The organism is Bacillus sp. D7-8, from assembly GCF_052055895.1.
GTDB classification, from domain to species: Bacteria; Bacillota; Bacilli; order Bacillales; family Bacillaceae; genus Bacillus; species Bacillus velezensis.
In genome coordinates, this window is the sequence record NZ_CP179922.1 from 1,874,031 (window position 1) to 1,890,174 (window position 16,144).

The window sequence follows — 16,144 nt, forward strand, 5'->3', positions numbered from 1 at the left end:
CGTAAAAACATCATGCCGGGGACAGCCGGTTTGGGCCGTTTTTAGAAATTCAATTCGATTTCGCTTGCAAAGTGTTCACTTTTGTTTACTTTCTCACTTAATTGAATTTCTTTTAAAGGAATCGATGGGTCTTTTATGATCGCCGACAGAATCATGGCGTAATCCTTGCTCAGCGTAGCGATGGTTTTCTGTTTAAACAGCTTCGTGCAATACTCAAAGCTTCCTTGAATCTCGTGCGGATTCATCACGAAGGTCAGCTGCAAATCAAATTTGGCCGCCGTATTTGTTTGTTCATATGGTCTGACCGCGAGAGAGTCCAATTCGATATCCGTTTGTTCCGTATTTTGCAGAACAAACATCGTATCGAATAACGGATTACGGCTTAAGTCCCGTTTCACTCCCAGTTTCTCAACTAATTCTTCAAAAGGATACTCTTGATTTTCATAAGCTTTCAGCATCGTTTCTTTTGTTTCCGTTACATAGTCCATAAAAGTCTTTTCTCCAGCCGGGGCCGTACGGATGGCCAGCGTATTCACAAACATCCCGATAATATGCTGTAAATCTCCATGCATTCTTCCCGCAATAGGCGTACCGACGACGATATCTTCCTGACCGCTGTATTTGGCCAGCAGTATGTTATAGGCTGACAGCAAGATCATGTAAGCGGTCGATCCGGTCAATTCTTCCATCTGTTTTATACCCTGGACCACGTTCTCATCGAGAGCGAAATTGTATTGCTTTCCTTCAAAGCTTCGAATTCGCGGTCTGGCAAAATCTTTCGGCAGCTCAAATGGCGGGAGTTCCTCATGAAATACGTTCAGCCAATAGTTCTCCTGCCTCTTGATGCGTTCCCTCTGCTCCGCCTGCTGCTGCCATACAGTGTAATCTTTGTATTGAATCCGAAGCGGGGTTAATTCTTTGCCGTCATACAATTGAATCAGTTCTTCAACAAAAATATTCATAGAAGCGCCGTCTGAAACGATATGATGCATGTCAAACATGAAAACATGTCTGTCCTGTTCTAATTCGATGAGTCCGGCCCGAAGCAATGGAGCCTGACTGAGATCGAAAGGCCGCACGAAATTGCGGAACAGCTCCTCGACCTCTTCATCAGCTGCTTTGTACCTTTCTATAGAGAAATCCGCCTGCGGCTTGATCACTTGCACCAGCTCTCCCCGCATCATTTCAAATCCGGTTCGTAGTGATTCATGGCGCTGGATCAGACTTTGGAACGCAGATTGTAAACGATTCATGTCCATCCTGCCTTCCAATGTCAAAATCCCCGGCATGTTGTAACTTAGTTCTCCGCCTTCAATTTGTGTAGACAGGTAAACCATCTTTTGCACAGAAGATACAGGATAAATATCTTTGGCTTCTGCAACAGGGATTTCATCCGGTCCGCTGGTTTCCGCGCCTGCAATGACCCTCGCCATTTCTTCAATCGTCGGGTATTGAAACACTTCTCTCAATGAAATGCTTTTGTCGAATTGCTTATGGATCTTGGTAACGAGCGTCATCCCCCGTAACGAATGCCCGCCGAGATCGAAAAAGTTATCTTTCACGCCGACTTGTTCTACCTTCAATACTTCTTTCCAGATGTGAACCAGCTGCTCTTCCGGTCTTGTCCTTGGAGCAACATAGTCAATCCCGGTCTGCAAGCCTGCTTCAGGCAGCGGTAACGCGCTGCGATTCACTTTTCCATTGGAGGTTAACGGCATTTGCTCCAGTTGCATCAAGTATGAAGGAACCATATAGCCTGGTATTTGATCGGAGAGTTTTTCTTTAAGCTGATTGATCGGCAGTGACTTCTCCCCTGTAAAATAGGCATACAAATCGCTTTGCCCCTCTGCATTTTCTCTGGCCAGGATCACCGCTTCTTGTACATGCTCGATGTTGAGAAGAGCGGCTTCCACCTCGCCAAGTTCGATCCGGTAACCGCGAATTTTGACCTGGTGATCCTTTCTTCCGGCATATTCAATGTTTCCATCCGGCAGGTAACGGGCAAGGTCGCCTGTTTTATACATCCGCTCTCCGATTACAAACGGATCGGCCACAAACTTTACGCCCGTTAATTCAGGCAAGTTCAGATACCCCCGTCCTACTCCGTCTCCGGCGATGCACAGCTCACCTTTTACACCTATAGGCAGCATCCGATCATGGGAATCAACAATATACACACGGTTGTTGCCCAGCGGCTTGCCGATCGGCACGTAACCGCCGTCGTCAGCGGATGCCAATGTCTCCGGTACGATATGAAAGACCGATGCATCCACACAGGTTTCCGTCGGACCGTATACATTGGTTATGAGCGGCATTGATGACCCGTTCGAAGCGAACAATTCAAGCAATTGCGCCACCGTCGCCTGCGGGAGCGCCTCTCCTCCAATAAGCATGTGCCGGATCGTTACCCCATGAAGGCTGTCTGCAGCGATAAGCAATTGCAAATGTGACGGTGTTCCGTCTGTTACGTCAATGCGGTGGGTGCGATAATAGTTTGACAAGGCATAACCGTCTGATACTGACGCTTTAGGGACGATATACAGTGCATGTCCCCCTAACAGTGCCGCGAAAATTTGCTTGACCGATGCGTCGAAATAGTACGGTGCCAACAAAGACACACGCAATCCCGAATCATAAGCACCGTACACTTGTCCGCGGAGCCCCTCCATCAAATGAAGGACCTGGCGATGCTCAATCAGCGTGCCTTTTGGCTTGCCGGTTGTGCCTGATGTGTAAATCACATACGCCAAGTGATCCGGTCCGGCTGCCGTCACCAGATTCGAGCCGTCCCCGCTGTTCATTCGTTCGTCATTCAGCAGTAAAATCTCTCCGGCAAAGGATACACGATCTTGTAAATGGGGCTGTGCCAGCAGAACCTTTGCTCCTGAATCCTCCAGAATATAGCGGATGCGTTCCTGCGGGCTGTCCGGATCCATCGGCACATACGCGCCCCCGGCTTTCAGGATCGCCATAATCCCCACGATCATTTCCAGAGAACGTTCTGCCAGAATACCCACAGGCTGGTCAGGCTGCACGCCTTCGCTTCTTAAAATCCGCGCCAGGCGGTTGGCCCGCTCATTCAGCTCACGGTATGTGAATCGGCTTTTCTCGTAAACTGCGGCTGTATGTTCCGGCGTGCGCTCCGCCTGCTCCTCGAACAATTGGTGAATTGTTTTGTCCCTTGGGCAGTCTATCGCCGGTTGGCCCCATCTCTCCACAATCTGCTCTTTCTCCTTCGCGGTGATCATCTCCAGCGATGAAAGCGGCGTCTGCGGGTCATTCGCAATCGCCTCGATCAATTGGATAAAGTGCTTTGCCATGCGTTCCGCAGTTTCCTGCTTGTACAGCGCTGCCGCGTAACTGATCATACCTGTAATTCCGTCTTCATTTTCTGCCGCTTGGAACGTCAGGTCGAACTTCGCCATCGCATGGTTGTCCGGATAAGGGGTAAAACGCACATCATCGAGGCTCAATTCTCCCCGTTCTGTGTTTTGCCATATGAACATCGTGTCAAACAGCGGATGGCGGCTGAAATCCCGGGACACATTCAGCTTGTCCACCAGTTCGTCGAATGGATACTCCTGGTTTTCGTACGCTTTTAATGTATGCTCTTTGACTTCCTGCACGTACTCCCGGAATGTTTTTTCCCCGACCGGATTCGTTCGTATCGCCAGTGTGCCCACGAACATGCCGATTAAGCTTTCCAAATCCGAATGGGTTCTTCCGGCAATCGGGCTGCCTACTACGATGTCTTCTTGCCCGCTGTATTTGGCCAGCATGGTCGTATAAGCAGCCAGCAGCACCATGTACAGCGTGCTTTCGCTCTTCACCGCCAAGCCTTTCAGCTGTTCCGTCAACTCCGGTCCGATGACAAACTCGATTTGCCCTCCTTCAAAGCTCCGCGCAGCCGGTCTTCCGTAGTCGGTTGGCATATCCAGCACCGGAACCTCTCCGCTGAACACATCCAGCCAGTACGCTTCCTGTTTCTTCATCCGTTCGCTTTGCATATCCGACAGCTGCCACGCCGCATAATCTTTATACTGAACCCTTAATGGCGGCAATTCTTTTCCTTCATATAATGAAACGAACTCTTCAATCAAATTCTTGATAGATACGCCATCGGAAATGATATGATGCATGTCAAACAGCAGCAAATGGCGGTCTTTTGCAAGCTCGATCAGTCCTACCCGCAGCAGCGGCGCTTTCTCCAAGTCAAATGCCCGCACAAACCCATGAACGAGGGCTTCCGCCTGTTCTTCTTTCGCTTGAGTGAATTCCACTGCAAATGGGACGTCGTCATAGATCCGCTGCACCGGTTCTCCGTCTATCAGTTCAAAGCCGGTACGCAGCGTTTCATGGCGCTGAATCAGCTTGCGGATCGCCTTCTCGACAAGTTTCCGATCCAGAGCTCCATCGGCTCTCATGACACTCGGCATGTTGTAGCTCAGTTCTCCGCCTTTCAGCTGATTCAAAATGTACAGCCGTTTCTGCGCCGAGGAGACGGCATAGTATTCTTTTGCTTCAACGGTCGGGATAGATGTATATGCTGTGTGTTTCATTCCGGTAATCGTTTCTGCCATTTCTTCAATTGTTGGCGATCGGAACACTTCCCGCAGCGGCAGGCTGACCCCCATCTCTTTGTGCAGTTTCGCTGTCAGAGTCGTTGCCCGCAGCGAGTGACCGCCGATGTCGAAGAAATTGTCTTTCACGCCGATACGCGGAAGTCCAAGCACCTCTTGCCAGATATGCGCCAGCTGCGCTTCCGCCGCTGTACGGGGAGCAACGTATTCGATCCCTGTTTGCACGCCTCCTTCTGGTTCTGGCAATGCTTTGCGGTCGACTTTTCCGTTTGCCGTGAGCGGAATCGATTCAACAAAAGCCCATTTCACAGGAATCATATAGTCAGGAAGGTTTTTGGCCAGATCTTTCCGTAATGCTGAAGGATCAGTCGCTTTTGAGACGCTGCAGTACGCACACAATTCATTTTCACCCAAAGCGTTTTTTTGAATAAGGACCGCTGCTTCTCTCACCGCCGGGTGATTGGCCAATATGACCTCAACTTCTTTCGGTTCGATCCGGTAGCCCCTTATTTTCGCCTGATCATCAATGCGGCCGATGTATTCGATTTGCCCGTCCTCACGCAGCCTTGCCAAATCTCCGGTGCGGTACATAACGGCTCCCTCTCTGAACGGATCAGGTAAAAATTTCTCTCCCGTTAAAGCCGGGTTATTCACATAGCCTCTCCCGGTATTTGCTCCGGAAATATACAGTTCTCCCGCAATGCCGAAGGGCTGAAGCTGTTTGTTCTTGTTGATGACATACATATTGTTATGGCATATCGGTTTGCCGATCGGCGGATATTCAGGAATATCATCTCCCGGTTGAATGGTATACGTCGACACTACATGAGTTTCTGACGGACCGTAATGATTGTGCAAATGCAAGCCGTGTGTGCGGAGCACTTGCTGAAATAAACGGGATACTGTCAATTGTTCTCCTGCTGTAATCAAATGCTTCACACAGCGCGGAAATGAATATGCATAGCTCTCTTCGTTAAAAAGCATTTTGGCAAAAGCAGTCGGGAAAAAGACGATGTCCGTCTGATGTTTATTAATAAACGAAAACAGCTGAGCCGCGTCCCGCTTTATTGATTCAGGCACGATGTGGAGTGTGCCGCCGCTGAGCAGGGCTGAAAACAGCTCTTGATAGCAGACGTCAAATGCCGGAGATGCGTATTGAAGCACATTGGTTTTGAAATCGATGCCTGAGTTTGTAAATTGGTCATACAGCAAATTGGCCATATTTCTATGTTCAAGCAGCACACCCTTCGGTTTCCCCGTCGTTCCTGATGTATAAATAACGTAAAGCAGATCCTCCGCCGTGTTTATCGTCTGCACATTGCTCCCGTCCGGTTCTGTCTCCGCTTCTTCTATGAATGTGACAATCTGCGTTGCTGCCTCGGGGACTGACCGGTCTTTCTCTGTCACAACATGAGTGCAGCTGCTGTTTTCAATGATATAGCGGATTCGTTCGGCAGGATGGCTCGGATCAATCGGAACAATGGCACCGCCCGCTTTTAAAATGCCTAAAACAGCAATCGCTAATGATGGTGAACGCCCGGCGATCACAGCCACCGGCTCCTGATGCTTCACACCTCGCTTACGGAGAATCCGCGCCAGTTTATTGGCCGTTTCGTTCAGCTCTTTGTAAGAAATCTCCGCCCCTTCGTATTGAATTGCGATTTCTTGCGGCGTTTGTGCCGCCTGGCGTTCAAACATAGTATGAATCGTTTCGTATTCAGGCTTCTCTGTTCCCCCGGAAAGCGGAGTGAGCAGCTGTTCTTTTTCTTGCTGCGTCAGAAGTTCCATTTCTTCTATTTTGACAGACGGCTGCTGCAAAATTTGGTGAATGAGCTGTTCAAAATGTCCGCGAATCCGCTCTGCCTCTGATTGTCCATATTCATTTTGGTTGAAATCAAAATGAATGGTGAGTTGTTCGCCAGGGATGACAACTACATTAAAATCGTAATGGGTATGTTCTTCTATATGGAAATTCACGATATTTAAATCCGCAGCATCATGACCCTTTTCGACTTGCTGCCCTATCGGATAATTTTCAAAGATCATGATATGATCAATTAAGTTTTGCTTTTGTTCCGTTTGGGCCTGAATTTCGTATAAAGGATAGGTATCGTACGATTGGGAAGCCAGCGCGTTTTGTTGAACCATTTGCATCGTATCAGCAAAAGTGCTGTCCTCATCGCAGCGGATGCGAACCGGAATCGTATTGATGAACAGGCCGATCATCTGTTCCACATCAGGAATTTCCGCCGGCCTTCCCGACACGACACTGCCGAAGACAACGTCTGCGGACCCGCTGTATTTCTGTAATAATACTCCCCATAACGTTTGGATCAACGTATTTAACGTAACCTGATGCTGATTTGCGATTTGCTGTAATTGTTTTGTCTGTTCGTGATCAAATCGGCAGATCACATTGGCATAGGCGTATTCTTTTTGTTCATGCTGCGCTATTTTATGAAGAAGCGTGGTTTCACCTTTATATCCTTCAAGATACCCGCTCCAGTACCGCTTTGCCGCTCCCTGATCTTGGCGGTCAAGCCACTCGATATAGTCGCTGTAAGGAGCTGCCGATGGCGGTTCTGGTTCCCTGCCTTCCTCTAAGGCGCTATAATGATCAAACACTTCCTTCGTGATAAGAGACAGGCACCAGCCATCCATCACAATATGATGGAAGCTCCAAATCAAATGATATTTGCGGTCTTCCATACGGAAAATCGCTATGCGCATCAGCGGATCCCGAGCCAAGTCAAATCCTTTTGCCTTGTCTTCTCTTTGATAGGCTGCGATTGCATCCTCTCTCAGGTGCTCCTCTCTATCACGCAAATCTGCAAAATGAATTTGCGGTGTTTGCGTTTTATAGACAATTTGTAAAGGAGTATCGTTCCAGCCGCTGTAAAAACGGGTTCTGAGCACGGCGTATGTTTCAAATAATCGTTCAAGGCTTGCTTTAAACCAATCAATCTTTAACTCTCCCTGCAAATCGAACGATGCTTGTTCAAAATAAGAACTTGAGGCCTCGTCCAGCAGGCTGTGGAAGAGCATTCCTTTCTGCATCGGAGTGAGCGGATACACGTTTTCAACCTCACCTGCATGCGGCAGTTGAATGAGGAGCTGATCCAATTCGTCAATGGATATGCCTTTTAACAAAATATCGCTTGGCGTCAGTTCCGATTGTTCTTTATGAACGCAATGCGTAATGATTGTCCGCAGGCGGCTTTGAATCGTTTCCGATAACCGCATGATCGTTTCTTTTGCGTATTGTTTGCTGCTGTAGCTGATCGTAAGCTTCAGCCGGCCCTCGGTGATCATTCCGTTTATATTCAATACATACGGTCTTTCTTGATTTCCGCTTGAGTCTGAACCGCAAGAATAAGAAGATAATTGAACCCCATGCTGCTGTAAATCTTGGTCAAACTGTCCCAGGTAGTTAAAGCTGATCTCGGGATTTAGTTTCGATGGCATTCCGCCGCTTAAGTACCTCGCTATTCCATATCCGATCCCTTTATGCGGAATTTGACGCAATCCTTCTTTGGTCGTCTTGATATAATCAGAGATTTCTTTGCCCGGCTGCGCGTGCAGCACAACCGGATACAGACTTGTAAACCACCCGACCGTGCGGGAGATATCTATATCTTGTATAATCTGTTCGCGGCCGTGTCCCTCTAAATGAATCGGAATTTGTTCCAGTCCTGACCAATGCGATATGGAAAGACTCAGAGAAGTTAAAAGCAAATCGTTTATTTCCGTGTGATAAGCGCGATTCGCTTGTTTTAATAAGAGCTCCGTTTCCTCTTTCGTCCATTCCACAGCTGCTGTTTCGCTGTCTTTTGCAGTTGTATGGGTTTCATGAAAATCTTTAGGCAGCGGTTTGACTTCGGTTTGTTCGATTTTTGTCCAATATTCCTGTTCTTGTTTTATGGTTTCACTTTGCGCATATTCTGACAGTCTCTTAGCCCATAATTGGAAAGAGTCTGTTTTTTGCGGGAACTGGATCGTTTGTCCGCGTTCTGCCTGCTCATATCCGCTTGCAAAATCTTCGAGTAAAATACGCCAGGATACTCCGTCAATCAGCAAATGATGGATGGCAATGAGCAGATGATCTCCATTTGCGCATTGAAACAACCCGGCTTTCATTAACGGCCCATCACTTAAACGCATACTGCTTTGTATCTCATCAGCCTTGGCTTCAATTGTACGTCCCGGATCGGGATCTTCTTTCAGATTCATGACTTCTAGGTGGTACAGCCCGCTTTGGGCGATTTCTTCATTCTGTGCCTCACAGCCATTTTCTGTAGTCCGGAACGTCATGCGGAGCGCATCGTGATGTTCAGCAAGCTTTTGCAGGGTTTGACGAAGCTGCGTTTCTTGAAAACCTTCCGACGCATGCAGCATGACGGCTTGATTGTAATAATGCTGATCTGTCGTTATATGATCAAAGAACCAATGCTGAATAGGAGTCAGGCTGACTTTTCCTTTGACCTCACCTTGATCGGCTATACGCAGATTCTGCTTGATATGCGGACTCAATTCTGCAATTGTTGCATATTGAAACAAGTCTTTGATTTCCATTTTGTATCCTTGCTGATTTAATCTGGAGGATACTTGAATGGATTTAATGGAATCTCCGCCAAGGTCAAAGAAATTATCAAGAATACTGACGTTTTCAGCGCCTAATACCGATTCCCAGGCAGAAACTAATATTTCTTCCGCTTTTGATCGGGGAGCTTTATACTCTGCTCTGTCCTGCAGCTCGAAATCCGGAGCCGGCAGCCCTTTTCTGTTTATTTTTCCGTTAGAAGTTAAAGGCATTTCATCAAGTTCGATAAAATAAGCCGGAACCATATAACCCGCCAGGCTGTGTGACAATTGTTTCCGGAGCCGGGCTGCCGTTGTTTGCCCGCCGCTCACGTAATATGCACACAATTGTTTAAACCCGTGGACATCCTCTCTGGCTGTAACGACAGCTTCCTTGATCGCTTCTTCTTGAAGCAGTGCCGCCTCGATCTCGCCTAATTCGATACGATAGCCTCTGATTTTCACTTGTTCATCTATTCTGCCCGCATATTCAATGTTTCCGTCCGCCAGCCACTTCGCCAAATCTCCGGTCTTATACATCTTCGCTCCGGGTTCAAACGGGTCATCGACAAATTTCTCCGCCGTTAATTCGGGACGGTTCAAATATCCTCTTGCCACACCGGCGCCGCTGATATAGATCTCTCCCGGGACACCGATCGGCGCGGGTTTCATATTCTCATCAAGAACGTAAATGCTCGTGTTTGCCGCAGCGGTTCCGATCGGTACCGATTCCCGCCTGTCCTTTGCGGCATCGTAACGGTAAATCATGCAGCCGACAACGGTTTCCGTCGGTCCGTACTCATTGCATATTTCAATCCGGCCTTCGAACTGTTCATGAATGCTGCGGGCTAACCGGGTGCTTAAGTTTTCCCCGCCCACAATCATTCTTCGGACAGCCGTTTGATCGGCAATGTTCATTTCTTTCAAGACCTGCAAATGGGCCGGGGTCAATTTAATGATATCCACCCTCGGGTCCCGCACAATCGATTCAAGCAGAGCTGTTTTATCCTCTCCGTCATAGACGATGATTGCATTGCCTGTGACAAGCGGCGTGAAAATAGAAGTCACCGTCAGATCAAAAGAAATTGACGAATACAATGGGAAGTTGGCTTTCTCGCCTTTTACATAAACCTCTTTCGCCCACCAAATATAATTGGTCAAGCCTCGGTGCTCGATTAGTACGCCTTTTGGCCGGCCTGTGGAACCTGACGTATAAATGACATATGCCAAATGGCTCGCATCATTTATCGGAGCAAGGTCAGAGCCATCTTGGTGATAAGAACCTTCATCATCAAGTAAAACCGTGACGCCTTCATAGGCAAGCTGTTTCCTGACGTCCCGCTGCATTAAAACGATTCCGGCTTGGGAGTCATCCAGCATATACCGAATGCGGTCTTGCGGATATTCCGGATCTATAGGGACATAGGCTCCGCCTGATTTTAAAACGGCAAGGATTCCGACCACCGATTCGATGCTGTTTCTTGTGATGATGGCTACAGGCTGATCCGTCTGCACTCCTTTCGCTCTTAACGTTCGCGCCAGGCGGTTGGCCCGCTTATTGAGCTCTCCGTACGTGAGCTGCCTGTCCTTATCAATGACGGCTGCTTGATCGGGCGTACGCTGCGATTGCTCTTCAAATAATTGATGAACCGGCGTCTGCGGAAACGGCGCGGCCGTGTCGTTAAGCGTCTGCAGAAGGGTTCTTCTTTCGCCTTCCGTTAACAATTCCGCTTGATCCACCCGGATATCCGCATCTGTCACGACTTGATGCAGGATTTGCATGAAATGTTCCCGAACCCGCTCTATGCTTGCCCGATCATACACATTTGCATTGTATTCAAAAGAGATGTTCATCTCGTCGCCCGGTATAACGGTCAAATTAAAATCGTAGTTGGTCTGTTCTTCCATTTGTACGTTGGAAATCGTGATGGATGTTCCGTTTTGGCGGCCTATACTTTCCATATACTGATCAACCGGATAATTTTCGAATATCATTAAATGTGTAATTAAATCTTGCTTTTGCGTTGTACGCGCTTGAATATCGTACAGCGGGTGTGTCTCAAATTGTTGAGACGCTACAGCCCTTTCCTGCGCCTCTTTCATAAGCTCAGCAAACGTTGTCCCGGCTTCACATCGGAACCGGACGGGAATGGTGTTAATGAATAAGCCGATCATGGTTTCCACGTTTGGAATTCCAGCAGGTCTTCCGGATACAACACTTCCAAACACAACGTCCCGGCTGCGGTTATATTTCTGCAGCAAAACCGCCCATGCCGTCTGCAGCAGCGTGTTCAGCGTGACATGATGCTTGCCTGCCGTCCGCTTCATTTTCGAAGTGAGATCGGAGCTTATGTCACACGTCACTTTTTCAGGAACGTATCGTCCGTCTTCCGCTGCATGGTGATCCTTAGGAAGGCCGGTTTGCTCCTCATATCCCTCCAAGTACTGATCCCAATAAGCCGTGGCCTCTTTCGCATCTTGCCGGCCGAGCCATTCAATATATTGACTGTACGGAGTAATTGACGATTGTTCAGGCTGCTTTTGCTGAAGCAAAGCAAAGTAATTCTCGAAAATTTCTTTTGTAATCAGCGGCAGACACCAGCCGTCCATCAAAATATGGTGGAAACTCCAGATAAAACGGTATGTCTTTTCATCCGTACGAAGGATGAATAACCGCATTAACGCGCCTTTTTCTAAGTCGAACCCCCGCATCTTATCTTCTCTGGCATACTGCTGAATCATCGCTTCTTTTTGAGATTCCTTCATCTCTCGTAAGTCATTGAATTGAAAACCGATTTTTTTCGTTTTGAATATGATTTGGAGCGGCTGATCCTTCCAGCCTCTGTAAAAATTCGTGCGGAAAATATCATATTTTTGCGATAAGCCGTCCAAGCTTTTTGAAAATGAATCAATTTCCAGATCTCCATGCAGATCAAACATCGTTTGCTGAAAATAAGCACCAGAATTCGGATCAAATAAGCTGTGAAACAGCATGCCCTTCTGCATCGGCGTTAATGGATAAATATTTTCCGCTTCGCCTAATTCACGCGTCTGCTCCAAAAGCTGTTCCAGTTCGTCGATTGAGATGTCTTTTAAAAGGATGTCACTTGGTGTGAGAGAAGTCTGCTGCCGGCTTACGCAATGTGCAATGACTTCTTGCAGACTTTCTTTCAACCCCCGGGCAAATTGCGCCATAGTAGATCTTTCGTATTGTTTGCTGCTGTAGCTCAGAGTCAGTGATAATGTCCCTTCGGCAATCATGCCGTTCAAGTCAAGCACGGCCGTTCTCTCTTGGTTTTCGTTCATTGATAACCCTGTGGAAAAAGGCGAGATGCGCAAAGCCTGATGCTTCAGGTCTTGGTCAAATTGTCCCAAATAGTTAAACGATATCTCCGGATTCAGCTGCAGGCTGTCGGCTTCCGAGTGCCCGGATATATATTTGATGATGCTGTAATTCATTCCTTTGTCAGGGATACGGCGCAGCCCTTCTTTTACGATCTTGATCCGCTGCGACAGGTTTTTTCCGGCTTCCATCCTCAGGACGACAGGGTACTGGCTTGTGAACCATCCTATCGTGCGGGAAATGTCAGCATCCGGAATAATCGGTTCTCTCCCGTGGCCTTCCAAATTCACGACAATGTCTTCCGTGCCTGTCCACTTATGAACAGCCAGCCCTAACGAAGTCAGCAGCAGATCGTTGATATCCGTGTTGTAGGCGCGGTTCGCTTGTTTTAATAATTGCTCCGTTTCCTCTTTTGTCCATTGAATCGTCACTTCTTCGCTGTCTCTTAATAACGATCCTTCGCTGATAGTGTCCTTAGGCAATGGCTGAGGCTTTATACTTGAAAGCTCAGTCCAATACGCAATCTCCTCTTCCATATCGGTTTCCGCCGCATATTTGGACAATTGATCGGCCCAGGATGGAAACGAGTCTGTTTTTTGCGGGAGCTGGATCGTTTGTCCGCGTTCTGCCTGCTCATAACCGCTTGCAAAATCTTCGAGCAAAATACGCCAGGATACACCGTCAATCAGCAAATGATGAATTGCAATCAGCAAATGATCTCCGTCCGGACATTGGAACAAACCGAGCTTCATCAATGGCCCTTTGTCTAATACCATGCTGCTTTGAATCTCATTCGCTTTATCGGCAATCGCTTGAGCCGGATCGGTTTCCCCTTTATAATTCATCACTTCCAGATGGAATAGTTCACTTTCATCTGTTCCTGTAATTCGCGGAGCGTATCCATCCGGCGTTTTTTCAAAAATCATCCTCAAGGCATCGTGATGCGACGCGATCCGTTCCATCGTCCGGCGAAGCGGGCCCTCTTTAAAGCCTTCCGCCGAATATAACATGACGGCCTGATTGTAATGGTGTGCATGCGGCATTTTTTGCTCAAAAAACCAATGCTGTATCGGGGTCAGCTTGGTTCCGCCATTCACTTCTCCTTGATCAGCCACCCTGCTGACCGGTGCTACAAACTGACTAAGTTCAGCAATCGAGGGGTGTTTAAACAAATGCTTCATATCAACCTTGTATCCGGCTTGGTACAATCTGGATGACACCTGAATTGATTTAATCGAATCTCCGCCAAAATCAAAGAAATTATCCAAAATTCCTATACGTTCTGCCCCTAATACTTCTTGCCAGATAGACGCCAGCAGTTCTTCTATTGTGTTCCGCGGGGCTATGTATTCGTTTTCCGCCCGCGTATTTTCGTCAGCAGCAGGCAAAGCTTTCAGATCAATCTTTCCATTGGAAGTGAGCGGAATGCGTTCCAAAGGGATAAAGCGGGAGGGAATCATATAATTCGGCAGTTCCCGGGATAATTCTTCTCTGAACTGCGCAGCGGTCAAAGAAGGCTCGCCGACATAATAGGCATACAATTGTTTGGCCCCGTCTGCGTCTTCCCGCGCGACGACTGCGGCTTCACGAACGTTTTCCAGATTGAACATGGCTGCCTCTACCTCGCCGATCTCAATCCGGTAGCCGCGAATTTTCACTTGATGATCAATCCGCCCTAAATATTCGATTCTTCCATCCGGCAGCCATCTGGCGAGATCCCCCGTTTTATACATCTTTTGACCAGGGACATGCAGATGCTCCACAAATTTTTCCTCCGTCAATTCAGGCCGATTGAGGTAGCCGCGGGCCACTCCCGCTCCTCCGACATACAGCTCTCCCGGTACGCCGATCGGCTGGATTTGATGGTGCGCTCCTAAAATATAAGCTTGATGGTTGGCCACCGGGCTGCCGATTGTGATCTGTTCATCAGCGGACTGAACAGGGTGAAATGTAGATACCACGCTGTTTTCTGTCGGTCCGTATTCATTATTGATCCGAATGCGAGGCTGCAGAGAATGCAGCTTCTCAACTGTATCTGCTTCCAGCTGCTCACCGCCTACAACAACATGCTGAACATGGATGAAATCCTCTCTGTTCATCTGTTCGATCATCGTTTTCAGAAGACGGGGAGAAGTTGAAAAATGGGTAATTCTTTCTTGTTTTATGGCATTTTGAATGGCGAAAGTTTCTTTATTCTCTTCATTAGGCAGAAGGTGCAAAGTTGCTCCTGAGATGAGCGGGCCGAAGAAATTTAAAATGAACGCATCAAAAACATACGGGTACAAGACAAGTACGCGATCCGCCGGAGAATGCTTGAAAAACGCCTTCTTCCACTGAAGCGAGTTCACAATGCCGCCGTGTTCAACCATGACCCCTTTCGGCTTTCCTGTTGTACCCGACGTATAAATGACATAGGCTAAATGGCTGTGTCCCGCTACTGGTGATAACAATGAGCAATCGGCATGGTATGATGTTTCATCATTCAAATCAATCACCGGGCCGTCAAAGGCGAGGCTGTTTTTTAAATGATGCTGAACAAGGAGAACGTCTGCATCCGCATCATGAAGCAAATATTGAAGCCGCTCTTTTGGATATTCAGGATCCAGGGGCACATAAGCGCCCCCTGCCTTCCAAACAGCTATAATGGATACGATCATCTCTAATGAACGATCAGCGAGAATGGCGACTAACGTATCGGGTTGAACCCCGCAATTACGCAATGTTCTTGCCAAACGATTCGCCTTCTCATTCAGTTCCCTGTACGTCAAATGGTCGTTTTTAAACTTGACGGCCGTATGCTCAGGCGTTCTTTCTGCCTGCTCTTCAAATAATTGATAGACTGTTCTGCTCCCGGAGAAATCTCTGACGGTGTCGTTAAAATCAAACAATAGCTTCTGTTTTTCCGCTTCCGGTAAGATCTCTGCCGTATGGATCGCGGCTTGAGGCTGAAACAGAATCACAGACAGCAGCTGATCCAAATGGGATACAATTTGATTGATATAGCGCTCATCGTACAGATTGCCGTTATAAAAAAGTTTCAAATGAATCCCGTTGTTCTCCAAATCAAAGTGAAACAGCGTATCGGTTGCAGTATCTTCTTTACATTGCAAGGAATGAATTTCGTTAAGCGAAACGACGGTATGAATCAAAGGCATATGCTCGTCATTGTATTGCACGCTCAGATGCCGGACCATTTTTCTAAACGGCAGGTTTTGATTTTTCAGAGAATCATTAACAGCTTCTTTCAGCTGCCCGAATACGGTTTTAAATGTGCTCTCGTTTGAAAGCGTATTTTTTAAGAGGACAATGTTGTTAACGGCTGACTGGCCAGCTTTTTGCTTCGATACCGTTGGAATGCCAAGAATCAGGCTCGTTCGATCCGTATATTTATATAACAAGCATTCAATACCCGCCAATAAAATCAGATAGGCCGCCATATCGGAATGATTCGCCATTGTCATGATTCTTTGAGATACTTCCGGAGATAAGGAACGGCAGATGCATTTTTCCTGGTAGCCGGTACGGGCCAACGACGCTTTATCCGCTGCTTTAAAGTAAGGGAATGCGCTTAGGCCGTCTTCTTCATCAAACAGGTTTTCCCAGTACGTTTCTTGGTTTTTAAATACCGACATTGGAGCACCTC

At 47.6% G+C, this 16,144-nt stretch carries 1 protein-coding gene; it reads right to left on the reverse strand.

From position 1 onward, the window contains the following. Positions 1-41: 41 nt before the first annotated feature. Positions 42-16,133, reverse strand: a complete 16,092-nt coding sequence (gene bamB / locus ACKTRM_RS09220; RefSeq protein WP_012117678.1) for a bacillomycin D non-ribosomal peptide synthetase BamB — start codon at positions 16,131-16,133, stop codon at positions 42-44. Between the last annotated feature and the right edge of the window lie 11 nt (positions 16,134-16,144).

What these genes read in the sequence shown, in the direction of transcription:
- bamB (WP_012117678.1), bottom strand. Translation starts at nt 16,133, where the DNA reads ATGTCGGTATTTAAAAACCAAGAAACGTACTGGGAAAACCTGTTTGAT.